Raw genomic sequence first — 24714 nt, 5'->3', positions numbered from 1 at the left:
GAGGCCCCTGCGATCACGGGGCCCGCTGGCGGGTCCGTAGACGCGGGCCTGACGTATCGACAGCGAACTTCGAGGTGCGCACCTTGGCTTTCCAGATGCCGGACCGCGGCGGAGGCCCGACGGGGCCGCGGATCAGAGTGGGCCGACCGTCCCGACGTGTCCGGACGCTGCTCATGACGTTGGGCGTCCTTGCCGTCCTCGGCATGGTCTTCGTCATGTTCGCGGGATTCTGGACGGACTGGCTCTGGTACCGGTCGGTGAAGTATTCGTCCGTCTTCACCACCACGCTCTGGACGAAGATCGGGCTCTTCTTCGTCTTCGGCCTGCTGATGTCGGCCTCGGTCGGCTTCAACATCTGGCTGGCGCACCGGCTGCGGCCGCCGCTGAGCGCCATGTCGATGGAGCAGCAGAACCTCGACCGGTACCGGATGGGCATCGCGCCCTACAAGAAGTGGCTGCTCCTCGGGATCACCTCCCTGGTGGGCCTCATCGCCGGCGCCTCCGCCTCCGGGCAGTGGCGCACCTGGCTGATGTGGGTCAACGGGGTGTCGTTCGGACAGAAGGACCCCCAGTTCGGTCTGGACGTCTCCTTCTACGCCTTCGACCTGCCCTGGTACCGCTTCCTGCTCGGCTTCGGCTTCGCCGCGGCCGTGCTCTCGGTGATCGCCGCCGCGCTCACGCACTACCTGTACGGCGGCCTCAGGGTCACCTCCCCGGGCGCCCGCGCCACCGCCGCGGCCACCGGGCACCTGTCGGTGCTGCTCGGGATCTTCGTCGCCCTGAAGGCGGTCGCGTACTGGCTCGACCGGTACGGGCTCGCGGTGAAGTCCAGCGACTTCAAGGCGACCGGCAACTGGACGGGCCTGAGGTACGTCGACGCGAACGCGTACCTGCCGGCCAAGACGATCCTGTTCTGCATCGCCGTGATCTGCGCGCTGCTGTTCTTCGCCACCATCTGGCGGCGCACCTGGCAGCTGCCCGTCATCGGCTTCGGCCTGATGGTGCTCTCCGCGATCCTCATCGGCGGGCTGTACCCGGCGATCGTGCAGAAGTTCCAGGTCCAGCCGAACGAGCAGGCCAAGGAAGCGCCGTACGTCGAGAAGAACCTGGAGGCGACCCGGCAGGCCTACGGCATCGACGGGACGGACGTCGAGGAGTACTCGGGTGTGAGCGACACCACGGACAAGGCCAAGCTCCGCAAGGACGCCGACACCACGGCCAGCATCCGCATGCTCGACCCGAACATCGTCTCGCCGACGTTCCAGCAGCTCCAGCAGATGAGGAACTACTACGCGTTCCCCACGAACCTGGACGTCGACCGGTACAGCAATGAGGACGGCGCGGAGCAGGACACGGTCATCGGTCTGCGCGAGCTGAACCTCGCCGGCATCCCCAAGAACAACTGGATCAACGACCACTTCCGCTACACCCACGGCTACGGCGTGGTCGCCGCCAAGGGCACCGAGGCCACCTCCGGCGGCCGACCGGTGTTCACCGAGTCCGACCTGCCGTCCAAGGGCGACCTGGGCAAGTACCAGCAGCGGGTGTACTACGGCGAGAAGACCACCCAGTACTCGATCGTCGGTGGTCCCCAGGACGAGATCGACTACTCCGACGACAGCGGTGAGAAGACCACCAGCTACAAGGGCAAGAGCGGGGTCAACCTCTCCAGCCCGGTCAACCGCGCCGCGTACGCGGTGGCGTTCAACGAGCCGCAGATCCTCTACTCCGGCGCCATCGGCGAGGGTTCGCGGATCCTGTACAACCGCACGCCCAAGGAGCGCGTCGAGGCGGTCGCCCCCTGGCTGACCATCGACGGCGACGCCTACCCGGCCGTCGTCGACGGGAAGATCCAGTGGATCGTCGACGCGTACACCACCACCAACGGCTACCCGTACGCCTCCCGCACCACCCTGGGCGACACGACGGCCGACTCGCTGACCGCGGACAACAGCCAGCGCGCGGTGGTGGCCCAGCAGAACCAGGTCAACTACATCCGCAACTCGGTGAAGGCGACCGTCGACGCGTACACGGGTCAGGTCAAGCTCTACCAGTGGGACACCAAGGACCCGGTCCTGAAGACCTGGATGAAGGCGTTCCCGGACACGGTGGAGCCGAAGACGGCGATCTCGAAGTCGCTGGAGGCCCATCTGCGGTACCCGCAGGACCTGTTCAAGGTCCAGCGTGAGCTGCTGACGCGCTATCACGTGAAGGACGCCGAGACGTTCCTGAGCGGCAGCGAGGTGTGGCAGGTCCCGGACGACCCGACCAACACCTCGGGCAACGCGGTGCCGCCGTACTACCTGAGCATGAAGCTGCCGGGACAGACGGAACAGGCGTTCTCGCTGACCACGACGCTCACGCCGAACGGCCGGGACAACCTCAGCGCCTTCGTGGCGGTCAACGCCGAGGCGGGGACCAAGGACTACGGCAAGATCAGAATTCTGAAACTGCCGACCAGCGAACCGATCGACGGACCGAAACAGGTCCAGAGCCAGTTCAACTCCGAACAGGACATCGCCGAGACCATCAGCCTCCTCAAGAGAGGTGACTCACAGGTCGAGTACGGCAACCTCCTGACGGTCCCGCTCGACGGCGGACTGCTCTATGTGGAACCCGTCTATGTGCGAGGCGGCGGGCTCAAGTACCCGCTGCTGCGCAAGGTGCTGGTCACCTACGGCGGCAACACGGCCTTCGAGGACACCCTCGACGAGGCGCTCAACAAGGTGTTCGAGACCGAGGGTTCGCCCACCGAGCCACCGGCGGACGACCCCGACGAGGGCACCGACGAGCCGCCGGCGTCCGGTGATCCGACCGTCCAAGAGGCCCTGGAGGAGGCCCAGAAGGCGTTCGACGAGGGGCAGCAGGCCCTCAAGGACGGCGACTGGGAGGCGTACGGCCGGGCCCAACAGGACCTGGAGGACGCGCTGAAGCGGGCCGAGGACGCCCAGTCCAAGGCCGACGGGACCGGCGGCAGCGGCAACGACAGCGCCGACAAGAGCGACAGCGCCGACAAGAGTGACAAGAGCAACAAGAGCGACGGCGGCGACAAGAACGACGACGGAGGCGCCGGAAGCGGCTGAAAAGGCTGATGCAGGGCTCCACCCCGCACCGTGGTACGGTTGCAACGCAACGGCGCGGGGTGGAGCAGCTCGGTAGCTCGCTGGGCTCATAACCCAGAGGTCGCAGGTTCAAATCCTGTCCCCGCTACTGAAGTTGAAGGCCCGGATCCTCATCAGGATCCGGGCCTTCGACGTGTTGGCGGGGAGAGTCGGCCAATCTGTGTTTCACTTGTCGCTCTGTGGGCATGTCGACAAAACGCTGTAGTGACCTCAATGGCTGCGGTATACCAGGTGTACCCAGGTTGCAGGTGGTGCGACGATGGACGTTATGGGGGACAAGGCAACTCTGTTGGAGACAGGGCGGTTTGCGCAGCGTGCCGACTTTGCGCAGCCTGACGACTTTGTGCTGCCCGCAGACTTCGCGGCGCCCGCCGAGTCCACCGCGTCGGTCGAGTCTGTGCGTACGGCGGACGAGGACGAGACGGGGGACGCCGTGGAGGAGGCGCGTCAGCGTCTCGCCGCCGAATCCGGCGACGCCGAGGCGATGAGCGTCGTCGGAGCCATGCTGCTGCGCCGGGGCGACCTCGACGGGGCCGAGCCCTACCTGCGGGGCGCCACCGCCGCCGGGGACCGCGCGGCCGCCAACAACCTGGGCGTCCTGCTGCACCAGCGCGGTTACGCCGACGAGGCCGCCAGCTGGTGGCGGGTCGCGGCCGTCGCCGGATCCGCCGCGGCCGCGCACGCGCTCGGCCGGCACCACCGCGAGCGCGGCGACGAACCGGCCGCCGAGTACTGGCTGCGCCAGTCCGCCGAGCAGGGGCACGCCCTGGGTGCGTACGCCCTCGCCGACCTGCTGGAACACCGCAGTGACGCCGCCGCCGAGCGGTGGATGCGGGCCGCCGCCGAGCGCGGCCACCGCGAGGCCGCCTACCGGCTCGCGCGGGCGCTGGACCAGCTCGCCGAGCAGGAGGAACGCGCCGCCGTGCGCGAGGGGCGCAGAATCGCGCGCGCGGCGTTCGAGGGCGCGGGCGCGGGCCGTGACACCGCCCGCGAGGGGCGCCTCGTCGTGCGGGAGGGCCGCGCGGCCGCACGGGCCGGCGAGTCCGGCGCGGGCGACGGGGTCGGCGCCGCCGCCGAGGAGGCCGAGCAGTGGTACCGCCAGGCCGCGGCGCGCGGGCACCGGCGGGCCGCGCTGCACCTCGGGGCCATCCTGGAGCGGCGCGGTGAGCACAAGGAGGCCGGCCGCTGGTACCTCACCTCCGCCAAGGACGGGGAGCCGCGCGCCGCGTGCGCGCTCGGGTTCCTGCTGCGGGACGCGGGCGACACGGAGAGCGCGGCCGTGTGGTGGCTGCGGGCCGCCCAGGACGGCGACGGCAACGCGGCGAACGCGCTGGGCGCGCTGCACGCCGAGCGAGGCGAGACGCAGACCGCCGAGCGGTGGTACCGGGCGGCGATGGACGCCGGTGACGTCAACGGGGCGTACAACCTCGGGCTGCTCTGCGCCGAGCAGGGGCGGACCGCGCAGGCCGAGCAGTGGTACCGCCGGGCCGCGTACGCCGGGCACCGGGAGGCGGCGAACGCGCTGGCCATCCTGTTGCTGCAGGTCGGGGACACCGCCGGGGCCGAGCCGTGGTTCTCCAAGGCCGCGGAGGCCGGCAGCGTGGACGCCGCCTTCAACCTGGGCATCCTGTTCGCCGGGCGAGGCGACGACGTGACGGCGCTGGTCTGGTACGAGCGGGCGGCCGCCGCGGGCCACACCGAGGCGGCGCTCCAGGTCGCCATCGCGCGGCTGCGGGACGGCGACGAGCGGGCCGCCGAGCGGCACCTGCGGTGTGCCGCGGGCGGCGGCAGCGCGGAGGCCGCGTACCGGCTGGCCGCCGTGCTGGACGCGCGCCGCCCGCCGGCGCCCGCGCACGAGCTGGGGGAGCCGGTGCGGGAGAAGAACGAGTGCGAGGAGTGGTACGAGAGGGCCGCGTCCCAGGGGCACCGGCGGGCGCAGGTACGGGTCGGGATGCTCGCGGCGGGGCGGGGCGACGTGGCCGAGGCGGCCCGGTGGTACCGGGCCGCGGCGGAGTCCGGGTCGCGGAACGGGGCGTTCAATCTGGGGCTGCTGCTCGCCCGTGAGGGGAGTGAGCCGGAGGCCGCGTTGTGGTGGGCCCGGGCCGCCGACGCGGGGCACGGGCGGGCGGCTCTGCGGCTTGCCCTCGTCTACGCGCGTCGGGGTGAGCTGGTGGAGGGCAAGCGGTGGGCCGACCGGGCCGTGGCGCTCGGACCGGCGGAGGTCAGGGAGCGGGCGGCACGGCTGCGGGACGCGCTGCGGGACGAGCTGTCGGCGTAGGCGCTGAATGGATTTGCGCTGGTCGACGGGCTTGACGTAATGTTCAGTTCACCGACGCGGGGTGGAGCAGCTCGGTAGCTCGCTGGGCTCATAACCCAGAGGTCGCAGGTTCAAATCCTGTCCCCGCTACTGAAGACCCAGGGCCCGGAACCGATCAGGTTCCGGGCCCTAGGTGTATGCCCCCGAGCGTATGCTGCCGGGGGCTTCGTCGTGCGACGCCGGGGCTAGGCCGTCGTCGCGCAGGCCGGGCACAGGCCCCGGTAGGTGACCTCCACGTCCGAGACGGTGAAGCCGAAGCGCTCGGCGGCGGGGAGATCGGCGAGGGGGTTCCCGGTGGGGTGGACGTCCCGGATCGTGCCGCAGCGGGCGCAGACCAGGTGGTGGTGCGGGCGGTGCGCGTTGGGGTCGTACCGCTTGGCCCGCCGGTCCGTGGCCACCTCCAGCACCTCGCCGAGGACGACCAGCTCACCCAGGGTGTTGTAGACGGTCGCCCGGGAGATCTCCGGCAGCTTGGCGACGGCACGTGTGTGCACCTCGTCGGCCGTCAGATGGACGTGTTCGCCGTCGAGCACCTCGGCCACGACACGCCGCTGTGCGGTCATGCGCCATCCGCGTCCGCGCAGCCGTTCCAGAAGGTCACTCATAGCCACCAGCGTAACAGCCTGGACGAACAGTTCCCGAACGGATGTGATTTTAGATCTTGGCTTGACTTGGAATCGATCCAACATGGGATCGATCTCTACCGGCGTGCTGCCGGGCCGGGGTCCAGCAGCGGATGATGTCGCGGACCGAGACGATGCCGATCGCGGCTCCCTCGTCGAGGACGATCAGATGGCGGAAGCCGCCGTGGGTCATGGCGCGGGCCGCTTCCTCCAGGGTCCAGGACGGCGTGGCGAACACGACGTCGGTGGTGGTGTGGGCATGGGCTCGCTCGGCGTCCGGGCTCTGGCCCAGGCCGACGGAGTTGAGGACGTCGCGTTCGGTCAGTATCCCGAGTCCGCCGGCGTCCGGGTCGAGGACCACGGCCGCGCCGATCCGGCGGGCCGACATCAGGGCGGCGGCCTGCCGGAGAGTGTGATCGGGGCCGATGGTGAGGACCACTGTGCTCATGGCGTCGCGGACGAGCATGGAGTTCAGCCACCTCCTAGGGCACCCCGGTGACGGATAGTTCAGGCCCGGCGCCGGAGGCGCCAATTGAGCACTGCACAAGTTCACAAGTGGGGGAGCTCTCAATGTGGCAGGCAAAGCGGAGGTCAACAAGGGGGCGTGCGTGGTCAGTTCGGGGCGCCTCGGGATCACTCCGGCAGGGGAGCGGTCAGTAGCGCTCGTTCAGGTAGCCCAGCAACTCGTCGTGCAGCAGACCGTTCGACGCCGCCGCGTTGCCGCTGTGCGGGCCGGGGCGGCCGTCGAGACCGGTGAAGCTGCCGCCCGACTCGGTGACGATGATCGCGTTGGCGGACATGTCCCACAGGGACAGCTCGGGTTCGGCGCAGATGTCCACCGAGCCCTCGGCGACCATCATGTACGGCCAGAAGTCGCCGTACGCGCGCGTACGCCACACCTCGCGGGTCAGGTCCAGGAAGCCGTTCAGGCTGCCGCGCTCCTCCCAGCCGCTGAGGGAGGAGTACGCGAAGGACGCGTCCGACAGCCGCGCGACGCGGGAGACGTGCAGGCGGGAGGCCGAGCTGAGACTGCGGCCCGTGAAGGCGCCGTGGCCCTTCGCCGCCCACCAGCGGCGGCCCAGGGCGGGGGCGGAGACGACGCCGACGACGGGCTGGTAGCCGCCCTCGCCCGCTTCCATCAGGGAGATCAGGGTGGCCCAGACGGGGACGCCCCGGACGTAGTTCTTGGTGCCGTCGATCGGGTCGACGACCCAGCGGCGGGGGCCGGTGCCGGCCAGGCCGAACTCCTCGCCCAGGATGGCGTCCCGGGGTCGGGCGCGCTGGAGCTGGCCGCGGATGAGCTCCTCGGCGGCCTTGTCGGCCTCGCTCACCGGAGTCATGTCCGGCTTCGTCTCGACCTTCAGGTCGAGGGCCTTGAAGCGGGCCATGGTGGTCGCGTCGGCGGCGTCCGCGAGGACGTGGGCGAAGCGGAGGTCGTCGAGGTAGTCGGCCATGTGGCGAACGGTATCTGTCGAGGTCGGTACGGGGCTACAGGGGGCCGGAGGCAGGTCGGGGCACCGGGGGCTCGGGGAGGTCCGGGGCCGGGGCAGAAGCGCCGGACGGCGCGAGCGCGGAGGGCTCGGCGTGAATGTCCCGCCGTGGCCGTGGGCAGACGACGGGGAGTCACCGACGGGGGTGAGGGCGGGCGCCGTCGAGGTGGGGCGGCACGTGCCGCGCGCGCCGGCCGGTGTGCGCCCCCGGGGGCCGCCGCGAACTCTTGACAGTGACTTGATGCGCGTCAAATCTGAGGGCCAGAGCCGCCCGCTCGCTTGTTAGGGAGGCGATGATGCCTGCAGCGCGGGAATCCTTGCTGGACGCCGCTTACACGGCGCTGATGCGCCGGCCGTGGTCCGCCGTACGCATGGTGGACGTGGCGGCGGTGGCGGGAGTGTCACGTCAGACGCTGTACAACGAGTTCGGCAGCAAGGACGGACTCGCCAGGGCTCTGGTCCGGCGGGAGGCGGACGGCTATCTGGCGGGCGTGGACCGGGCGCTGGCCACTCCCGCGGACACCCGGGACCGGCTGGCCGCGACCGCCGAGTGGACCGTGCGGGCCTCGCGGAACAACGTGCTCGTCCGGGCCATGCTCACCGGCTGCTGGAGCGAGCGGCTGCCCTCACCGACCCTCTCGGCGGTGCCCTCGTCCTCCGTCGTGCCCGCCCAGCGCCGTGCGGACGGGCCCCTGCCCGCGCCCACCGACTTCGTGGCGCTGGTGCGCGAGCGGGCCGTCGCCGCGCTGTCCGGGTCCGGCGCTCCCCGGCCGGACCCGGGGGAGCTGGCCCGGTCCTGCGAACTCGCCGTCCGGCTCGCCCTGTCCTGCGTGGCGGCGCCCCCGGCGGAGGGCGGGGTCACGGACCTCGTGCGGACCGCGCTGCCGCGTCAGCCCGGCCGGTCCCTCAACCACCTGTAGCCGCGGCGGCGCCGTTCCCCGCCGGGGCGCGGACTACTGGGCGGACCCGGACAGTTGCAGACCCACGACCCCCACGATCACCAGGGTGATCGAGACGATCTTCAGGGTGGAGACGAGATCGCCGAGGAAGATCATCCCGTAGATCGCGGTGCCGGCCGCGCCGATGCCCGTCCAGACGGCGTAGGCGGGGCCGACGTCGAGCTTCTTCAGGGAGAGGGTCAGCAGTCCGAAGCTGCCGAGGGCGAAGACGCAGAAGGCGACCGTGGGCCAGAGCCTGGTGAAACCGTGCGACAGCTTCAGACAGACGGCGAACCCGGTCTCCAGCAGCCCCGCCACGACCACCAGCAGCCACGCCATGTCTCGTCCTCCCGTGTCCCCGCGTTCCGTGACCGCTCGGGCCGCTCCCGGCGATCTCGTCCGCTCCGGGTCCGACTTGGTGCGATTATGCACTTACCGGGTGGGCGGGGGCGCAAACAACGCGGAGGTCAGTCGCCTTCCCGTCGTTCGCGCGTCGAGAGGAGCCTGCGCAGGGAGTAGAGCCGGGCCGGGTCCGCGTGTCCGTCCGCCACCCACTGGTCCAGGGCGCAGTCCTGCTCGTCGTGACTGCACGCGCGCGGGCAGCCCTCCGTGCCCGGCACCAGGTCCGGGAAGGCGTTGATGACCCGGGACGGGTCGATGTGGGCCAGGCCGAACGACCGGACGCCCGGGGTGTCCACCACCCAGCCGCCGTCCGAGTCCGCCAGGGGCAGGGCCAGCGCCGAGGTGGTGGTGTGCCGGCCGCGGCCCGTCACCGCGTTCACATGACCCGTCGTACGACGGCGGTCCTCGGGTACCAGGGCGTTCACCAGGGTCGTCTTGCCCACGCCGGAGTGGCCGACGAACGCGGTGACCCTGCCGTCGAGGTGGACGCGGACACGGTCGGCGGCGCCCCCCGACTCCAGTTCCTCGCGGCTCGTCACGACGTACGGGAGGTCGATGTCGCCGTAGAGCTCCAGGAGTTTGTCGGGCGAGGCCAGGTCCGACTTCGTCAGCACGAGCAGAGGCGTGAGACCGGCGTCGTAGGCGGCCACCAGACAGCGGTCGATCAGCCGGGGCCGGGGTTCCGGGTCGGCGAGGGCCGTGACGATGGCGAGTTGGTCGGCGTTGGCGACGACGACCCGCTCGTAGGGGTCGTCGTCGTCCGCCGTGCGGCGCAGCACCGACGTGCGGTCGGCGATGCGGACGATCCGGGCCAGGGTGTCCTTCTTGCCGGAGAGATCGCCGACCAGGGCGACGGTGTCGCCGACGACCGCCGCCTTGCGGCCCAGTTCCCGGGCCTTCATCGCCATCACCACACGGTCCTCGACCAGACAGGTCAGCCTGCCCCGGTCGACGGTGAGGACCATGCCCTCCGCCGCGTCCTCGTGCTTGGGACGGATGTGTGTACGGGGACGGTTGCCCTTGCGGTTGGGGCGGCTGCGGATGTCGTCCTCGTCGGTGTGCTTGCCGTAACGGCGCATGATCCCGGTCCGCCCGTCAGTTCTTCCCGAGCATCCCGGTCCACAGGTCGGGGAAGTCCGGCAGGGTCTTGGCGGTCGTCGCCACGTTCTCGATGCGCACACCCTCCACCGCCAGGCCGATGATCGCACCGGCCGTCGCCATGCGGTGGTCGTCGTACGTGTGGAAGACACCGCCGTGCAGGGCGCGGGGGCGGATGTGGAGGCCGTCGGCGGTCTCGGTGACGTCGCCGCCGAGTTCGTTGATCTCCTTGGTGAGCGCGGCCAGGCGGTCCGTCTCGTGCAGGCGGAGGTGGGCGACGCCGCGCAGCGTCGAGGGGGAGTCGGCGAGGGCGGCGACCGCGGCGATGCCCGGGGTCAGCTCGCCGACCTCGCTCAGGTCCACGTCGATGCCGTGGATCGCGCCGGAGCCGGTGAACACCAGGCCGTACTCGGTCAGTTCGCAGGTGCCGCCCATCTCCGTGAAGATCTCGCGGAGTTGGTCGCCGGGCTGGGTGGTGCGCGCGGGCCAGTCGGGGATGACGATCTTGCCGCCGGTCACCAGGGCCGCCGCCAGGAACGGCTGGGCGTTGGACAGGTCCGGCTCGATCGTCAGGTCGCGGCCGAGCAGCGCGCCCGGCGTGACCCGCCAGACGTTCGGCTCGCCGCCCGACTCCGGGGTGTCCACCTGCGCGCCGACCGAGCGCAGCATGTCGACGGTCATCCGGATGTGGGGCAGGGAGGGCAGGGTCGAACCGGTGTGGCGGACCTCCACGCCCTGGTTGAACCGGGGGGCCGAGAGCAGCAGCGCCGAGACGAACTGCGACGACGAGGACGCGTCGATCGCCACCGGGCCGCCGTCCAGCGCGCCGCTGCCGTGGACCGTGAGCGGAAGGGCGCCCCGGCCGTCGTCGTCGATCCGGGCGCCGAGGACGCGCAGGGCGTCGATCACGCCGTGCAGCGGGCGCTCGTAGGACCGCGGGTCGCCGTCGAAGCGGATGGGGCCGTCGGCGAGGGCGGCGACCGGGGGGAGGAAACGCATGACCGTGCCGGCGTTGCCCACGTCCACCGTGGCCGGGCCGTGCAGGCCGGTGGGCAGGACGCGCCACGCCTCGCCGGAACCGCCCGCGCCGGAGGAGCTGGAGGAGACGGTCTCCTCGATGCCGACGCCCATCGCGCGCAGCGCGCCCGCCATCAGGAGGGTGTCGCGGGAGCGCAGGGGGCGGCGCAGCCATCCGGGCTCGCTGGCGAGGGCGGCGAGGACGAGGGCGCGGTTGGTGACGGACTTGGACCCCGGGACGTGGACCGTCGCGTCGACGGCTCCGCTCGCGTGCGGGGCGGGCCAGAGGTCGGGCTGTGCGTTCAGGGCCATGCGGCCCACTTTAGTGGGGGTTGCCTCCGCCCGGTTCCGCCGGTTGACATGCGTCGCCCGCCGGATGCGGCTTTCGCCGTGGCCGGTCGCGCGGGTCCCCGCGCTCCGCGGGCCGCCGGAGTCAGAGGTTCAGCAGCCAGCGGCCGCCCCCCGTCAGAGCGCACAGCGACACCACGTGGAACATGACCAGCCATACCGTCGCCGGGACGTGGGTCAGACGGGAGAGCTGGTCCGCGTCCGAGTCGCCGGCCCCGCCGCGGCGGCGTTTGGCCTGGAGTTCGAACGCCGGGCGCACACCGCCCAGCAGCAGGAACCAGACCACCGCGTAGGCGAACGCGGCCTGGACCTGGGGTCCCGCGAGCCAGGAGACGACCACGAAGGTGCCGCCGGTGACGAGGACCGTGAGCGCGCCGTAGGCGTTGCGGATCATGACCAGCATGGCGATCAGCAGGATCGTGGCGAGCCACAGCAGCAGGGTGATGCGGCCGGAGCCGAGGAGGGCGGCGCCGCCGAGACCGAGGAGCGGCGGAGCGGTGTAGCCGGCGGCGGCGGTGAGGATCATGCCGATGCCGGTGGGTTTGCCGCGGCTCACCGTGAGGCCGCTGGTGTCGGAGTGCAGCCGGATGCCGGTCAGGGTGCGGCCGGTGAGCAGCGCGACCAGACCATGGCCGCCCTCGTGGGCGATGGTGATGGCGTTGCGCGAGAGGCGCCAGACGCCGTGCGGGACGATCGCCGCGAGCGCGGCGACCGCGGTGGCTATGACGACCCAGAGGTCGGGTTCGGGCTGGGTGCCGAAGATCTCGTCCCACAGACTCGCCAGCGAGGTGGCTGCGGTGCTTTCCATGTTCTGCTGTGGCTCCTCGGGGTCGCGATCGGCTGGGGTCGGCGGGTGAGGCCGGGTGCGGGGGCGGTGGTCGGGTGACGGGTCGGCCTGGCAGTGTGGCACCTATGTGCGGACGGTATGCGTCGAGTCGTAGGCCCGAGGATCTCGCAGGAGTCTTCGAGATCGAGAAGTGGGAGCCGGAAGAGACTCTGGAGCCCGATTACAACGTGGCTCCCACCAAGGAGGTCTACGCGGTTCTCGACCGCCCTCTGAAGGACGCCGACGACAAGCGGCCGGTTCGCCAGCTCCGGAAGCTGAAGTGGGGGCTGGTCCCGTCCTGGTCCAAGAGCCCCGAGGGCGCCGCCCGGATGATCAACGCCCGCGCGGAGACCGTGCACGAGAAGCCGTCGTACCGCCGGGCCTTCGCCACCCGGCGCTGCATCCTGCCCGCCGACGGCTACTTCGAGTGGGTCACCGGCGCGGGGGAGCGGGAGCTGGAGGTCGAGGGGAAGAAGAAGCGGCCGCGCAAGCAGCCGTACTTCGTGCTCCCGGCCGACGGGTCCGTCTTCGCGATGGCCGGGCTGTACGAGTTCTGGCGGGACAGGACGCTGCCGGACGACCACCCGCGGGCCTGGTGGGCGACCTGCTCGGTGATCACGACGGAGGCCGAGACGTCCCCGCTGGCCGTGGCCCCGCAGGACGGCCCGCGCGCGCTGGCCGATATTCACCCCCGGATGCCGTTGATGCTCACGCCCGACCGCTGGGACGGCTGGCTCGATCCGGCCCGTACGGATCCGGACGATCTGCGGGCCCTGCTCGAACCGCCGCCCGCCGGGCTGATGCGCGCCTACCCCGTCTCCACCGCGGTCAGCAATGTCCGCAACAACGGCCCGGAGCTGCTGAAGGAGCTGGAGGGGCCCGAGGAGGGCACACTCTTCTGACGTGACCGAGATCGAGGCAGCAGCGAACGCGGCGGCGCGGGAAGAGATCGACACCGAGGCCGGTACGGCCCGTGTCAGCTGGTACGAGGCCGAGGCGCCGGAACGCGTCCTCGCCCTCGGCCATGGCGCCGGCGGCGGTGTCGAGGCCCGTGACCTCCGGGCCCTCGCCGCCGTGCTCCCCGCGCACGGCGTGAGCGTCGCCCTGGTGGAGCAGCCGTGGCGGGTCGCGGGGAAGAAGCTCGCGCCCGCGCCGAAGACACTGGACGTGGGCTGGCGCGGACTGTGGCCCGCGCTGGCGAGGCCGGGACTCCCGGTGATCGCGGGCGGACGGAGCGCCGGGGCCCGGGTCGCCTGCCGTACGGCGACGGAGCTGGGCGCCGTGGCCGTCCTGGCGCTGAGCTTTCCGCTGCATCCGCCCGGGCGGCCGGAGAAGTCGCGGGCGGACGAGCTGCTGGGGGCCGGCGTGCCCACGCTCGTCGTCCAGGGCGGGAACGATCCGTTCGGGAAGCCGGAGGAGTTCCCGGAGGGCTCGTACGGGCTCGTCGAGGTGCCCTACGGCGATCACGGGTTCGCCGTGCCGAAGAGGGCGCCCCTCGGGCAGGAGGAGGCCCTGAGCGTGCTCACCGACGGTGTCGTGGAGTGGATCGCGTCACTCGGATGACGGGTCGGGCGGTGGCCGGGAATGCGGAGCGGCGGGCCTTGGTTGTGCGGATCAGACAGTGCGAAAGACCGTGCTGACCGCCCTAGGAGAGGAAGTCCGCCGCATGGGTTCGACCTACTGCCCGAGCCGCAGCAGCCGCGCTGACCTGGACTGGACGGTGCTGCACGCGGCCAAGAGCGGCCCTGTTCGGGCGGCGGCGGGCATGGATCGTCGTCTATCCTCCGATTCTGGTGGTACCGGTTTCGGTATCGCACAGACGCTGGAGGAGGTGGGTCCGGTCACTGGGACCGACGCAGGGACCGAACGGGGCCAGGCGGAGCAGCCCGAGGGCACCGAGACCGCCGCGGAGCGCAGCGCCCGGTTCGAGCGGGACGCCCTGGAATTCCTCGACCAGATGTACTCGGCCGCGCTGCGCATGACGCGCAATCCGGCCGACGCCGAGGACCTGGTGCAGGAGACGTACGCGAAGGCGTACGCGTCCTTCCACCAGTTCCGTGAGGGCACCAACCTGAAGGCCTGGCTGTACCGCATCCTCACGAACACCTTCATCAACTCGTACCGCAAGAAGCAGCGCGAACCCCAGCGCTCCGCGGCCGAGGAGATCGAGGACTGGCAGCTGGCGCGCGCCGAGTCGCACATGTCGACCGGACTGCGCTCGGCCGAGTCGCAGGCGCTCGACCACCTGCCCGACTCGGACGTGAAGTCGGCGCTGCAGGCGATCCCCGAGGAGTTCCGCATCGCCGTCTATCTCGCGGATGTCGAGGGCTTTGCGTACAAGGAGATCGCCGACATCATGGGGACACCCATCGGTACGGTGATGTCCCGGCTGCACCGGGGCCGCCGTCAACTGCGCGGCATGCTCGAGGACTACGCCCGCGACCGCGGGCTCGTCCCGGCCGGCGCCGGAGAGTCGAACGAAGCGAAAGGCTCGGGCTCATGAGCTGCGGAGAGCCGCACGAGACGGATTGCAGCGAAATCCTCGATCATCTCTACGAGTTCCTCGACCGGGAGATGCCCGACGCCGACTGCACCAAGTTCGAGCACCACTTCGAGGAGTGCTCGCCCTGTCTGGAGAAGTACGGGCTCGAACAGGCCGTGAAGAAGCTGGTCAAGCGGTGCTGCGGGCAGGATGACGTGCCGACCGACCTGCGGGCCAAGGTGATGGGCCGGATCGATCTGATCCGGTCGGGGCAGACCGTGCCCGAGCACGATGTGACGGCGGCCTCGCCGGCCGCCCCTCAGGAGAGCTGAGAACCACCGGGGCGGAGCCCGCCGCGGGAAGGGCCGTGCGGCCCCTCCCGCGGCGGGCTCCGTCGTCGCGTCGGAGGCGGGGCGGAAGCGGCTCAGACCTCCAGGCCGTTCTCGATGCGCTTCAGGCCGTGCCTGGCCAGCGCCAGGTTGCTGCGGGAGCGGTCCAGCGCCAGGTAGAGGAAGAGCGACCCCTTGCTGCTGGTCAGCGGCCGGATCAGGTGGTACTGCTGACCAAGCGTGATCAGGATGTCCTCGATCACGTCGTTCATGTCCAGCGAGGCCAGCGTGCGCATCTTGGCCCGCACCACCTCGGTGTTGCCGGCCGCCGCCAGCTCCAGATCGAGATGCTGTCCGCCGCCGAGGGTGCCGAGCGACATGCCGCTCTCGTAGTCGACCAGCGCGACGCCGACCGCGCCGTCGAGAGCCATGGCTTCCTTGAGCGCCGTCTCGATGTTCATATTGCTGCCCCAATTCCTCAGTGCTGCTGACCGGTCACTGTCCGGCCAACTACGATCGACGCGAGTGACCTACCGGTCACAAACATCAACTTTTGGCCTTGTTGTGCAAGTTGGCGTTCAAAGTACTGCGCGGCGCGTGAACGTGGAGGGCGAATGGGGGGACTTGAGGAAAGGAAGCCTGCGCTCCAGACCTCCTTGGACCGGCTTCTCGACTCTCCCGGTGTCGTCGGTGTCGCCCTCGTCGACGCGGTCACGGGTCTCACGTACGCCACGGCGGGCGACGCCGCGGCGGCGGGGACGGGGGTGGAGTGCTCCGATCTCGCCACCCTGATCTCCGAGCGGCTCGGCGCCGCGGGGGCCGAGGGGGAGTTGGAAAGCGTGGTCATGACGAGCAGACGACGCCACCAGGTGCTGCTCTCCGTGGACCGGTCGGCCGGCGACCCGCTGCTGCTGGCCGCCGGACTCGACCGCGACCGGGCGAACGTGGCCCTGGCGCTGCGCAGCCTCGGCGACCGGGTCCGCGAGGTGCTGGCGTGAAAACACCCTCGGCCCGCAACGTCCCCGCGCTCCTCCAGGCCCTGCACCAGGAGGGCCGTACCTGCACGGTCCTGGTCTCGGGCTCCCCCGGTGGCACGATTCACCTGCGGGGCGGCCTGATCGGCGCGATCGAGACACCGGGCGCGCCGACCGCGACGTCCGCGCTGCTCTCCTCGGGCCGGATCGACGACGACGCCTGGCTGGCGGCCTGCGCTGCCGAACCCGACGCCGACCGGCTCGGCCCGCACCTGGTGGCCGCCGGCCTGATCGGCGCCGCCGAACTGGAGGTCGTCTGCACGGCGGCCCTGTTCGACGGGGCCTTCGCGATGGCGCTCAGTGCGCCCGGCGGCTGGGAACTGACCGCACGGCAGCCCACCCTCCTCGTCCGTCCCGGTGTCGAGCCGCGCCCGCTGGCGGAGGAGACCACCCGGCGTATGGCGCTGCTGACCGCACTGTGGGGCCCCGCGGGCGACCTGGCCCGTGCCCGGCCCGAGGTGGTCACCGGACGCGGCGGCCCGGAGCACGACGGCCGGCTGACCCGGCGCCACCGCGACCTCGTCGACAGTGTGAACGGCCGCCGCACGCCACGCGACATCGCCTTCGCGCGGGGCCGCGGCCTCTACGCGGTGATGCTGGACCTCATCCGGCTGGAATCGCTGCAGGTGATCCGCTGGCGGACCAGGGCCGAGCCCGGTGGCCGCCCCAGCACGGCGCCCCGGACACCGCGGGCGCAGTCCGCCTCCGAGGAGCCGTCCCCGAGAGCCGGCCCCCTGCCCCGACGCAGGCCCGGTGGAGGCTCTCCGATCGGAGACCTCGGAGCGAAGGACGGGTAGTGAGCGCCGACAGAGACCCGGCCCGCAAGCGCCGCATCCGCAGCAAGGCCGCCCGCCTCCGACGGCGTCCGGCCCGGGGAGCGGCCGCGGCCGACCGCCCGGCCCCGCCCACCGGCGCCCGGCCGGCCGCCGCACCGCTCACCCCGGCCGACGGACGGCCGCCGTCCGCCGAACCGGACAGCGCGCCGGCCGGACCGCGGCCCGCCGCGCCCGTCCCCCCGACCGAGGGGACCGGGGCCGCCGGCGTCGTCGGGGCACCACCGCCGTCACCCGTACGGGATGCCGCCGGACGACCCCCGTTACCCGTGCGGGGAGCCACGCCGGCCCCCGTGAACACCGGGGACGGCACGCCGGACGGCCCGGCCGTGCCGCCGCCCTTCCCTTCCCTGTCCACACTGTCGGCCGAGGAACTGCTCGCCGACCGACCCTCCCTCGACATGCTGCGGCGCGTCCGCCGCGGACTGCGGGCTCTCCCCGAGTCCGACGGGCACCTCTCCGACTGAGGGGTGCCCGAGACCCCCGTACGGCACCCACGGTGCCCGGCACCGCCTGCCGCCCGGACGGCACACCACCGCAGACATCTGGACCAAGGAGCACGTCCTCATGACCGCACACGCATCGACCGAATCGCTGATGGACATCCTGGCCTCGCTGCGTGACCGGGTGATGGGCGTCGCCGAGAGCGTCCTGTCCACCGTGGACGGCCTCCTCGTCGTCGCCGACGTCGACAAGGTCCATCCCGAGTCCGTCGCCGCGCTCGCCGCCGCCACCCTCGGCGTCAGCCGCCGCATGGCCGACCAGTCCGGTGTCGGTGCGCTCCGCGAGGTCGTCGTCCGGTGCGGTTCCGGGCACGTCATCGTGGTCGCCGTCGGCGAGCGCACGCTCCTGACCGTCATGGGCGACGACGGCCTCGACCTCGCCGCCTTCCAGCGCGAGTCCCCGGCGACCGTGGAACAGCTCACCAAGGTGCTCGCGGCGGACGTGGCGAACTGAGGAGCGGGTACGGCCTCGTCGACCGCCGGTGCGGTGCCGGCCGTCGTCCTGCCGCGGGTGTTCCGTCCCCCGGTGGTGAGCCGCTCGTGAGGGTACTGTCGAGAGACTGTCTGACCCCGCCCGTGGTGGGGTAACCCATGGGTAATGAGCGGCCCTCCACGCGGTCGTGGTTGGATGCGAGGGAGAGGGTGTACCGGGGGCGGCGGCCGGCCCACTCCGACGGGAACTGACAGGCGGGAACCGTAACTGGCAGGCGGGAATCGTGAGGATCTTCGGCAAGGGACGGCATCGGCCCTCCGCCTCTTGGCGGCAGGCCACCGATCGTGCGTTCACGCTGATCGGTGACGGTCGGTACGAGGACGCGGGCGCGCTGTTGACACGTGCCGCGGACCTGGAGCCCTGGCTGTCCGAGTCCTGGTTCAACCTCGCCCTGCTGCACAAGTTCCGCCACGACTGGGAACAGGCGCGGGCGGCCGGTCTGCGGGCCGTGGCCCTGCTCGACCGGGAGACCGGGGCGCCCGACTGGTGGAACGTGGGCATCGCCGCGACCGCCCTCCAGGACTGGCCGCTGGCCCGCCGCGCCTGGCAGGCGTACGGGCTGCGGGTCCCCGGGGGCGCGTCCCGGCCGAAGCCCGGCAGCGGCCCCGGCGACAACGGCGAGCCGGTGGGCATGGACCTCGGCAGCGCGGCCGTACGGCTCTCGCCGGAGGGCGAGGCCGAGGTCGTGTGGGGGCGGCGGCTCGACCCCGCGCGGATCGAGGTGCTCTCCATTCCGCTGCCCTCGTCCGGGCGCCGCTGGGGCGAGGTCGTCCTGCACGACGGGGTGCCGCACGGGGAGCGGACCACGGCCGCGGGCCACGCCTATCCGGTGTTCGACGAGATCGAGCTGTGGGCGCCCTCGCCCGTGCCGACCTGGGTGGTGCTGCTGGAGGCCGCGACCGAGGCCGACCGGGACGCACTGGAGCGCCTCGCGGCGGACGCCGGCTTCGCGGCGGAGGACTGGTCCTCGTCGGTGCGTCTGCTGTGCCGGCTCTGTTCGGAGTCGCGGATGCCGTCCGACGAGGGGGACGGGGAGCATCTGGACCCGCACGACCACAGTGAGCCGGGGCACCCGGGGCCGCTGGGACATGTCACGGACGGGCAGCTGTGGGCGCCGGAACGGGAGTGCGGGGTGGCCGCGCCCGCCTCGCTGGTCCGGGGGTTGCTGGACGGATGGGTGGCCGACAGTCCGGACTCCCGTGACTGGCGGGATCTGGAAGAGGTCTGTTGAGGGCTCGCGGTCCGATTTTCGGCCGCGGGTCCGGTGGGGGTTCTCGCGCGGTTTCCCGCCCCCTGCACAGGCGCCCCCCGAGCGGTGCGATCCCCGTACCCTGTATCAGCAACTTCACCGCTTGTTGTTTTGAGGAAGGCGTACGTCTGTCATGGCCCAGCAGGACACCGATCAGCAGCACGTGGGCGTGCTCCCCGTCGACGACGAGGGCTTCGTCGTCGACACGGAGGACTGCGAGGAGCGCGAGCAGGCGTACCGCGAGCGCGGCACCTCGCTGCCGATCACCGTGGTCGGGAACCCGGTGCTGCACAAGGAGTGCAAGGACGTCACGGAGTTCGGTGACGAGCTGGCGAAGCTGGTGGACGACATGTTCGCCAGCCAGCGCACGGCGGAGGGCGTGGGCCTGGCCGCGAACCAGGTCGGCGTCGACCTGAAGGTGTTCGTGTACGACTGCCCGGACGACGAGGGCAAGCGGCACACCGGTGTGATCTGCAACCCCAAGCTGGTCGAACTGCCCGCCGAGGCGCGCCGGTTGGACGACAGCAACGAGGGCTGCCTGTCGGTGCCGACCGCGTACATGCCGCTCGCCCGCCCCGACTACGCCGAGGTCACCGGGCAGGACGAGAAGGGCAACCCGATCAAGGTGCGGGGCACCGGTTACTTCGCGCGCTGCCTGCAGCACGAGACCGACCACCTGTACGGCTCCCTCTACATCGACCGCCTCTCCAAGCGCGACCGCAAGGACGCCCTGCGGCAGATGGCCGAGAACGAGCCCCGCTACCCCGTGGTCGCCAACGACTGAGCCCCTCCGCCCTGCGCGCCGGGCCCGCCGGGCCGCCTCCTCAGGCTCCTCAGGCCGCCTCCGGGCCCCGGAAGGTCCGGCGGTAGGTCTGTGGAGTCGTACCCAGCGACCGCACGAACTGATGGCGCAGGGCGGCGGCGGTGCCGAAGCCGGTGCGCCAGGCGATCGTGTCCACCGTCTCGTCCGTCCCCTCCAGCAACCGCTGGGCCAGCAGCACCCGTTGACGCAGGATCCAGCGGTACGGCGTGGTCCCGGTCTCCTGCTGGAAGCGGCGGGCGAACGTGCGTGGGGACATGTGCGCGCGGGCGGCGAGCTGCTCGACGGTGACCTCCTCGTCGAGGTGCTGTTCCATCCAGACCAGCACCTCGCCCACCGTGTCGCACTGCGAGCGGGGCAGCGGACGTTCGATGTACTGCGCCTGGCCGCCGTCGCGGTGCGGCGGCACCACCATCCGCCGGGCGATCTTGTTGGCGACCTCCGGGCCCTGTTCCTTGCGGACGATGTGCAGACAGGCGTCGATGCCGGCCGCCGTGCCCGCCGAGGTGATCACCGGGTCCGCGTCCACGTACAGCACGTCCGGTTCGACCACCGCCCGCGGATACTGCCGGGCCAGCTCCTCCGCGTGCTTCCAGTGCACCGCGCAGGGCCGCCCGTCCAGCAGGCCGGCCGCCCCGAGCACGAACACCCCCGAGCACACGCTCAGCACCCGGGCGCCCCGGTCGGCGGCCCGCCGCAGCGCGTCCAGCAGCTCCGGCGGATAGGTCCGGTGCACATAGCTGTCACCGGCCGGTACGACGACCAGGTCGGCCTCTTCGAGCCGGTCCAGCCCGTACGGCGTGGAGACCGTGAACCCGGCCGGGGTGCGCAGGGTCGGGCCCTCCGCCGAGGCGACCGCGAAGTCGTACACGGGCAGGTCGTCATCGCTGCGGTCGAGGCCGAAGACCTCGCAGACGACACCCAGTTCGAAGGGATGCACGCCCTCCATGAGGACGGTGGCCACGTTTTTCAGCATGCTGCCAGTGTGCCTGGCAAGTGGCAGTAATTCGAGGGGGTGCGGCAGTCCTGCCACTGTTTGTCAGGAGTATTCGGCGCCAAAGTGGTGTCCATGGAAACGACACAGCTGCAAGGACTCATCGGAACCCTGGCCGTTCTCGGACTGCTCGCCCTGGTCGCACTGCCCGCGATCGTCGGCATCGTGCACGAGTGGCGCGTCGACCGGCAGCTCAGGCAGGCGCAGGAACGGCGGGCGTCGCACCACATCGCCCGCGCCGCCTGATCGCGGCCCCGGTGCCGCTGACATGTCCCCGGCGCGACGACGACCACGAGGGTCGTGCCGGCCGGGGACGCGGTCCGCTGAGGACCTCGGCGGCCTAGAAATCCTCGTCCAGGTCGACGGTGCCCTCCACCGCGACCTGGTACGCCGACGGACGGCGTTCGAAGAAGTTGGTCAGCTCCTGGACACCCTGCAGCTCCATGAACGAGAACGGGTTCTGCGAGCCGTAGACCGGCGCGAAGCCGAGGCGGGTGAGCCGCTGGTCGGCCACACATTCCAGGTACTGCCGCATGGACTCGGTGTTCATGCCCGGCAGGCCGTCACCGCACAGATCGCGCCCGAACTGCAGCTCGGCCTCGACGGCCTCCTTCAGCATGTCGGTGACCTGCTGCTGGAGCAGTTCGTCGAAGAGCTCCGGCTCCTCCTTGCGGACGGTGTCCACCACCTCGAAGGCGAAGGACATGTGCATGGTCTCGTCGCGGAACACCCAGTTGGTGCCCGTCGCCAGACCGTGCAGCAGTCCCCGGCTGCGGAACCAGTAGACGTAGGCGAAGGCACCGTAGAAGAACAGGCCCTCGATGCACGCCGCGAAGCAGATGAGGTTGAGCAGGAAGAGCCTGCGGTCCGCCTGGGACTCCAGACGGTCCAGCTTCTCCACCGAGTCCATCCACTTGAAGCAGAACTCCGCCTTCTCGCGGATGGACGGGATGTTCTCCACCGCCGCGAAGGCCGCCGCCCGGTCCGCCGGGTCGGGCAGGTAGGTGTCCAGCAGCGTCAGATAGAACTGGACGTGCACGGCCTCCTCGAAGAGCTGGCGGCTCAGGTAGAGCCGCGCCTCGGGGGAGTTGATGTGCTTGTAGAGGGTGAGCACCAGGTTGTTCGCCACGATCGAGTCGCCCGTCGCGAAGAACGCGACCAGCCGGCCGATCATGTGCTGCTCACCCTCGGACAGCTTTGCCAGGTCGGCGACGTCCGAGTGGAGGTCGACCTCCTCGACGGTCCAGGTGTTCTTGATCGCGTCCCGGTAGCGCTCGTAGAAGTCCGGGTAGCGCATGGGGCGCAGAGTCAGCTCGAAGCCGGGATCGAGCAGGTTCTGGTCGCTGGACATCACTGACAGGCCTCGCAGGACTCGGGGTTCTCAAGGGAGCAGGCGAGGGCCTCTGCGGAGGTGGCCTGCTGCACGGGGATGGTCTTCTCGGGCTGCGGCTCCTGGGCCGGGGTCCGGCCCTGGGCCGCGCGGGCGATCCGGGTCGCCGGGCGCGAGCGCAGGTAGTACGTGGTCTTCAGCCCCGACTTCCAGGCGTACGCGTACATCGAGGAGAGCTTGCCGATGGTGGGCGTCTCCAGGAACAGGTTCAGCGACTGCGACTGGTCCAGGTACGGGGTGCGCGCGGCGGCCATGTCGATCAGGCCGCGCTGCGGGATCTCCCAGGCCGTGCGGTACAGCGCCCGGACGTCGGCCGGGATCCACGCGAAGTCCTGCACGGAGCCGTTCGAGTCGCGCAGGGCCTCCCGGGTGCGGGCGTCCCAGACGCCCAGCTCCTTCAGGTCCTTCACCAGGTACGAGTTGACCTGGAGGAACTCACCCGACAGCGTCTCGCGCTTGAACAGGTTGGACACCTGCGGCTCGATGCACTCGTACACCCCGGCGATCGAGGCGATGGTGGCCGTGGGCGCGATGGCGAGCAGCAGCGCGTTGCGCAGGCCCGTCGTCGCGACGCGCTCGCGCAGGGCCGCCCAGCGCTCCGGCCAGGTCGGCTCGACGCCGTAGTGGTCGGGGTGCAGTACGCCCCGGGCCGTGCGGGTCTTCTCCCAGGCCGGCAGCGGGCCGTTGCGCTCGGCGAGGTCGGTGGACGCCTCGTACGCGGCGAGCATGATCCGCTCGGCGATCCGCGTGGACAGCGCCTTCGCCTCGGGGGAGTCGAAGGGCAGGCGCAGCTGGAAGAAGACGTCCTGCAGGCCCATCGCGCCGAGGCCGACCGGGCGCCACCTGGCGTTGGAGCGGCCCGCCTGCTCGGTCGGGTAGAAGTTGATGTCGACGACGCGGTCGAGGAAGGTGACGGCCGTCCGGACGGTCTCGTCCAGCCGCTCCCAGTCCAGGTCGCCCGCCGCCCGGTCGACGAACGCGCCCAGGTTCACCGAGCCCAGGTTGCAGACCGCGGTCTCCCCGTCGTCCGTGACCTCCAGGATCTCCGTGCAGAGGTTGGAGGAGTGGACGACGTGGCCCGGCTCGGCCGTCTGGTTGGCCGTGCGGTTGGCCGCGTCCTTGAAGGTCATCCAGCCGTTGCCGGTCTGCGCGAGGGTGCGCATCATGCGGCCGTACAGATCACGGGCCGCGATCGTCTTCCGCGCCAGGCCCTTCGCCTCCGCCGCGCGGTAGGCGGCCTCGAACTCCTCGCCCCACAGGTCGACCAGCTCGGGCACGTCGGCCGGGGAGAACAGCGACCACTGCTCGTCGGCGTTGACCCGGCGCATGAACTCGTCCGGGATCCAGTGCGCGAGGTTCAGGTTGTGCGTACGGCGGGCGTCCTCACCGGTGTTGTCGCGCAGCTCCAGGAACTCCTCGATGTCGGAGTGCCAGGTCTCCAGGTAGACCGCGGCCGCGCCCTTGCGCCGGCCGCCCTGGTTCACGGCGGCGACCGAGGCGTCCAGCGTCTTCAGGAACGGCACGATGCCGTTGGAGTGCCCGTTGGTGCCCCGGATCAGCGAACCGCGCGAGCGGATGCGGGAGTACGACAGGCCGATGCCGCCGGCGTGCTTCGAGAGGCGGGCCACCTGGTGGTAGCGGTCGTAGATGGAGTCCAGCTCGTCCAGCGGGGAGTCGAGGAGGTAGCAGGAGGACATCTGGGGGTGGCGTGTGCCGGAGTTGAAGAGCGTGGGGGAGGAGGGGAGGTAGTCGAGGCGGCTCATGAGGCCGTAGAGCGCGGCGACCTCGTCCACGGCGCGCGGGGTGTCGTCCTCCGCCAGGCCGCTCGCCACCCGCAGCATGAAGTGCTGGGGCGTCTCGACGACCTTGCGGGTGAGCGGGTGCCGGAGCAGATAGCGGCTGTGCAGGGTGCGCAGGCCGAAGTAGCCGAAGCGGTCGTCGCCGGCCGGGTCGACCAGGGCGTCGAGACGCTCACCGTGCACGCGGACGAACTCCGCGGTGCGGTCGGCGACGAGACCCTCCCGGTGGCCCACGGCGATGGACTCGGTGAACGTCGTGACGCCCTGCGAGGCGGCCTCGGCGCGAATGCCGATGGCCAGCAGACGGGCGGCCAGCTTCGAGTACGCGGGGTCCTCGGAGATCAGCCCGGCGGCCGTCTCCGTGGCGAGCTCGCGCAGTTCCGCGACCATCTCGGCGGAGTCCGCGCGCGAGGACCGTCCGCGCAGCGCGGCGGCGGCGACCCGGCCGGGGTCGGCGTCGGGGAGGTCGACGGTCAGCTCGGTCAGGGTCCGCAGCAACGCGGTACCGGGACCGTCGGTCTCCGTCGCCGGGTCGGCTGAAGCCAGGTCGGCTGAAACCGGGTCGGCTGGCGCGATGGTCACGTGGGGCTCTCCCTCGCTCGGCAAG

25 protein-coding genes and 2 tRNA genes are annotated in these 24714 nt (G+C 71.3%); 16 read left to right on the top strand and 11 right to left on the bottom strand.

Going from position 1 to position 24714, the window contains the following annotated elements:
• Positions 1–95: 95 nt before the first annotated feature.
• The 4 genes from PYR72_RS17500 (at position 96) to PYR72_RS17485 (ending at position 5529) form a co-directional block, all read left to right on the top strand.
• Positions 96–3083 (top strand): UPF0182 family protein, encoded by a 2988-nt coding sequence (locus PYR72_RS17500; RefSeq protein ID WP_275460437.1) that lies wholly within the window; start codon positions 96–98, stop codon positions 3081–3083.
• Between the two features lie 53 nt (positions 3084–3136).
• Positions 3137–3210 (top strand) — tRNA-Met (locus PYR72_RS17495).
• Between the two features lie 171 nt (positions 3211–3381).
• Entirely contained in the window at positions 3382–5400 is a 2019-nt protein-coding gene (locus PYR72_RS17490; RefSeq protein WP_275456203.1) for a sel1 repeat family protein, read from the top strand.
• A 55-nt stretch (positions 5401–5455) separates the two neighbouring features.
• Positions 5456–5529, top strand: a tRNA-Met gene (locus tag PYR72_RS17485).
• 95 nt (positions 5530–5624) lie between these two features.
• Here the strand turns inward: PYR72_RS17485 and PYR72_RS17480 are convergent.
• The 3 genes from PYR72_RS17480 to hisN all read right to left on the bottom strand — a co-directional run bounded on the left by PYR72_RS17480 (position 5625) and on the right by hisN (position 7516).
• On the bottom strand, positions 5625–6044 hold the full coding sequence (locus tag PYR72_RS17480; protein ID WP_275456202.1) for a Fur family transcriptional regulator: 420 nt from the start codon (positions 6042–6044) through the stop codon (positions 5625–5627).
• A gap of 49 nt (positions 6045–6093) precedes the next feature.
• The gene (locus PYR72_RS17475) at positions 6094–6528 is read right to left on the bottom strand and encodes a CBS domain-containing protein (RefSeq protein ID WP_275456201.1); all 435 of its coding nucleotides are present in this window, start codon (positions 6526–6528) and stop codon (positions 6094–6096) included.
• A gap of 187 nt (positions 6529–6715) precedes the next feature.
• Positions 6716–7516 carry a histidinol-phosphatase gene (gene hisN / locus PYR72_RS17470; RefSeq protein WP_275456200.1) on the bottom strand — a complete coding sequence of 267 codons (801 nt, stop codon included), beginning with the start codon at positions 7514–7516 and terminating at the stop codon, positions 6716–6718.
• Between the two features lie 332 nt (positions 7517–7848).
• On the opposite strand from hisN, the gene PYR72_RS17465 reads away from it, so the two are divergent.
• On the top strand, positions 7849–8472 hold the full coding sequence (locus PYR72_RS17465) for a TetR/AcrR family transcriptional regulator (protein WP_275456199.1): 624 nt from the start codon (positions 7849–7851) through the stop codon (positions 8470–8472).
• A gap of 33 nt (positions 8473–8505) precedes the next feature.
• Here the strand turns inward: PYR72_RS17465 and PYR72_RS17460 are convergent, their stop codons facing one another.
• The 4 genes from PYR72_RS17460 to PYR72_RS17445 form a co-directional block, all read right to left on the bottom strand.
• Positions 8506–8829, bottom strand: coding sequence for a multidrug efflux SMR transporter (locus PYR72_RS17460; protein ID WP_013000822.1), 324 nt, complete (start codon positions 8827–8829; stop codon positions 8506–8508).
• Positions 8830–8957: 128 nt separating this feature from the next.
• A complete protein-coding gene (gene rsgA / locus PYR72_RS17455) occupies positions 8958–9971 on the bottom strand; it encodes a ribosome small subunit-dependent GTPase A (protein ID WP_275456198.1) in 1014 nt (337 codons plus the stop codon).
• 16 nt (positions 9972–9987) lie between these two features.
• Positions 9988–11319 carry a 3-phosphoshikimate 1-carboxyvinyltransferase gene (aroA, locus tag PYR72_RS17450; RefSeq protein WP_275456197.1) on the bottom strand — a complete coding sequence of 444 codons (1332 nt, stop codon included), beginning with the start codon at positions 11317–11319 and terminating at the stop codon, positions 9988–9990.
• A 121-nt stretch (positions 11320–11440) separates the two neighbouring features.
• Entirely contained in the window at positions 11441–12163 is a 723-nt protein-coding gene (locus PYR72_RS17445) for a M50 family metallopeptidase (protein ID WP_275456196.1), read from the bottom strand.
• 104 nt (positions 12164–12267) lie between these two features.
• Between PYR72_RS17445 and PYR72_RS17440 the strand changes: the two genes are divergently transcribed.
• From PYR72_RS17440 to rsrA, 4 genes are all read left to right on the top strand, one after another.
• Positions 12268–13083 carry an SOS response-associated peptidase gene (locus tag PYR72_RS17440; protein ID WP_275456195.1) on the top strand — a complete coding sequence of 272 codons (816 nt, stop codon included), beginning with the start codon at positions 12268–12270 and terminating at the stop codon, positions 13081–13083.
• Position 13084: 1 nt separating this feature from the next.
• Positions 13085–13744 (top strand): alpha/beta family hydrolase, encoded by a 660-nt coding sequence (locus tag PYR72_RS17435; RefSeq protein WP_275456194.1) that lies wholly within the window; start codon positions 13085–13087, stop codon positions 13742–13744.
• Between the two features lie 268 nt (positions 13745–14012).
• On the top strand, positions 14013–14684 hold the full coding sequence (sigR, locus tag PYR72_RS17430) for an RNA polymerase sigma factor SigR (RefSeq protein ID WP_013000816.1): 672 nt from the start codon (positions 14013–14015) through the stop codon (positions 14682–14684).
• Positions 14681–14995: a mycothiol system anti-sigma-R factor gene (rsrA, locus tag PYR72_RS17425; RefSeq protein WP_013000815.1), complete on the top strand. Its 315-nt coding sequence runs from the start codon at positions 14681–14683 to the stop codon at positions 14993–14995. Before sigR ends, rsrA begins: the two co-directional genes overlap by 4 nt.
• Before the next feature lie 92 nt (positions 14996–15087).
• On the opposite strand, the gene PYR72_RS17420 is transcribed toward rsrA, so the two are convergent.
• Entirely contained in the window at positions 15088–15453 is a 366-nt protein-coding gene (locus PYR72_RS17420; protein WP_275456193.1) for a hypothetical protein, read from the bottom strand.
• A gap of 195 nt (positions 15454–15648) precedes the next feature.
• Here PYR72_RS17420 and PYR72_RS17415 point away from each other — a divergent pair, with 195 nt between their 5' ends.
• From PYR72_RS17415 to def, 6 genes are all read left to right on the top strand, one after another.
• The gene (locus PYR72_RS17415; protein WP_275460436.1) at positions 15649–15990 is read left to right on the top strand and encodes a hypothetical protein; all 342 of its coding nucleotides are present in this window, start codon (positions 15649–15651) and stop codon (positions 15988–15990) included.
• On the top strand, positions 15987–16823 hold the full coding sequence (locus PYR72_RS17410; RefSeq protein WP_275456192.1) for a hypothetical protein: 837 nt from the start codon (positions 15987–15989) through the stop codon (positions 16821–16823). The genes PYR72_RS17415 and PYR72_RS17410 overlap by 4 nt, the downstream gene beginning before the upstream one ends.
• On the top strand, positions 16823–17326 hold the full coding sequence (locus PYR72_RS17405; protein WP_275456191.1) for a hypothetical protein: 504 nt from the start codon (positions 16823–16825) through the stop codon (positions 17324–17326). Before PYR72_RS17410 ends, PYR72_RS17405 begins: the two co-directional genes overlap by 1 nt.
• A gap of 100 nt (positions 17327–17426) precedes the next feature.
• The gene (locus PYR72_RS17400; RefSeq protein ID WP_275456190.1) at positions 17427–17816 is read left to right on the top strand and encodes a roadblock/LC7 domain-containing protein; all 390 of its coding nucleotides are present in this window, start codon (positions 17427–17429) and stop codon (positions 17814–17816) included.
• A 262-nt stretch (positions 17817–18078) separates the two neighbouring features.
• Positions 18079–19086, top strand: a complete 1008-nt coding sequence (locus PYR72_RS17395) for a hypothetical protein (protein WP_013000809.1) — start codon at positions 18079–18081, stop codon at positions 19084–19086.
• Positions 19087–19237: 151 nt separating this feature from the next.
• Positions 19238–19888 (top strand): peptide deformylase, encoded by a 651-nt coding sequence (gene def / locus PYR72_RS17390; RefSeq protein WP_275456189.1) that lies wholly within the window; start codon positions 19238–19240, stop codon positions 19886–19888.
• A gap of 49 nt (positions 19889–19937) precedes the next feature.
• Here the strand turns inward: def and PYR72_RS17385 are convergent, their stop codons facing one another.
• Positions 19938–20900: a helix-turn-helix domain-containing protein gene (locus PYR72_RS17385; protein ID WP_275456188.1), complete on the bottom strand. Its 963-nt coding sequence runs from the start codon at positions 20898–20900 to the stop codon at positions 19938–19940.
• A 93-nt stretch (positions 20901–20993) separates the two neighbouring features.
• Here PYR72_RS17385 and PYR72_RS17380 point away from each other — a divergent pair, with 93 nt between their 5' ends.
• Positions 20994–21164, top strand: coding sequence for a hypothetical protein (locus tag PYR72_RS17380; RefSeq protein ID WP_162934568.1), 171 nt, complete (start codon positions 20994–20996; stop codon positions 21162–21164).
• 94 nt (positions 21165–21258) lie between these two features.
• Here PYR72_RS17380 and PYR72_RS17375 read toward each other — a convergent pair whose 3' ends face one another.
• Together PYR72_RS17375 and PYR72_RS17370 are read right to left on the bottom strand one after the other, a co-directional pair.
• The gene (locus tag PYR72_RS17375; RefSeq protein ID WP_275456187.1) at positions 21259–22269 is read right to left on the bottom strand and encodes a ribonucleotide-diphosphate reductase subunit beta; all 1011 of its coding nucleotides are present in this window, start codon (positions 22267–22269) and stop codon (positions 21259–21261) included.
• A complete protein-coding gene (locus tag PYR72_RS17370; RefSeq protein WP_275456186.1) occupies positions 22269–24689 on the bottom strand; it encodes a ribonucleoside-diphosphate reductase subunit alpha in 2421 nt (806 codons plus the stop codon). Before PYR72_RS17370 ends, PYR72_RS17375 begins: the two co-directional genes overlap by 1 nt.
• Between the last annotated feature and the right edge of the window lie 25 nt (positions 24690–24714).

Source organism: Streptomyces sp. VNUA24 (assembly GCF_029167005.1).
Taxonomy (GTDB): domain Bacteria; phylum Actinomycetota; class Actinomycetes; order Streptomycetales; family Streptomycetaceae; genus Streptomyces; species Streptomyces scabiei.
This window is presented reverse-complemented; position numbering and strand designations above follow the sequence as displayed.

Excerpts from the sequence above, each read along its gene's own strand:
- PYR72_RS17500 (WP_275460437.1), top strand. The coding sequence starts at position 96 with ATGCCGGACCGCGGCGGAGGCCCGACGGGGCCGCGGATCAGAGTGGGC.
- PYR72_RS17490 (WP_275456203.1), top strand. The coding sequence starts at position 3,382 with ATGGACGTTATGGGGGACAAGGCAACTCTGTTGGAGACAGGGCGGTTT.
- PYR72_RS17480 (WP_275456202.1), bottom strand. The coding sequence starts at position 6,044 with ATGAGTGACCTTCTGGAACGGCTGCGCGGACGCGGATGGCGCATGACC.
- PYR72_RS17475 (WP_275456201.1), bottom strand. The coding sequence starts at position 6,528 with ATGCTCGTCCGCGACGCCATGAGCACAGTGGTCCTCACCATCGGCCCC.
- hisN (WP_275456200.1), bottom strand. The coding sequence starts at position 7,516 with ATGGCCGACTACCTCGACGACCTCCGCTTCGCCCACGTCCTCGCGGAC.
- PYR72_RS17465 (WP_275456199.1), top strand. The coding sequence starts at position 7,849 with ATGCCTGCAGCGCGGGAATCCTTGCTGGACGCCGCTTACACGGCGCTG.
- PYR72_RS17460 (WP_013000822.1), bottom strand. The coding sequence starts at position 8,829 with ATGGCGTGGCTGCTGGTGGTCGTGGCGGGGCTGCTGGAGACCGGGTTC.
- rsgA (WP_275456198.1), bottom strand. The coding sequence starts at position 9,971 with ATGCGCCGTTACGGCAAGCACACCGACGAGGACGACATCCGCAGCCGC.
- aroA (WP_275456197.1), bottom strand. The coding sequence starts at position 11,319 with ATGGCCCTGAACGCACAGCCCGACCTCTGGCCCGCCCCGCACGCGAGC.
- PYR72_RS17445 (WP_275456196.1), bottom strand. The coding sequence starts at position 12,163 with ATGGAAAGCACCGCAGCCACCTCGCTGGCGAGTCTGTGGGACGAGATC.
- PYR72_RS17440 (WP_275456195.1), top strand. The coding sequence starts at position 12,268 with ATGTGCGGACGGTATGCGTCGAGTCGTAGGCCCGAGGATCTCGCAGGA.
- rsrA (WP_013000815.1), top strand. The coding sequence starts at position 14,681 with ATGAGCTGCGGAGAGCCGCACGAGACGGATTGCAGCGAAATCCTCGAT.
- PYR72_RS17420 (WP_275456193.1), bottom strand. The coding sequence starts at position 15,453 with ATGAACATCGAGACGGCGCTCAAGGAAGCCATGGCTCTCGACGGCGCG.
- PYR72_RS17400 (WP_275456190.1), top strand. The coding sequence starts at position 17,427 with ATGACCGCACACGCATCGACCGAATCGCTGATGGACATCCTGGCCTCG.
- def (WP_275456189.1), top strand. The coding sequence starts at position 19,238 with ATGGCCCAGCAGGACACCGATCAGCAGCACGTGGGCGTGCTCCCCGTC.
- PYR72_RS17385 (WP_275456188.1), bottom strand. The coding sequence starts at position 20,900 with ATGCTGAAAAACGTGGCCACCGTCCTCATGGAGGGCGTGCATCCCTTC.
- PYR72_RS17380 (WP_162934568.1), top strand. The coding sequence starts at position 20,994 with ATGGAAACGACACAGCTGCAAGGACTCATCGGAACCCTGGCCGTTCTC.
- PYR72_RS17375 (WP_275456187.1), bottom strand. The coding sequence starts at position 22,269 with ATGTCCAGCGACCAGAACCTGCTCGATCCCGGCTTCGAGCTGACTCTG.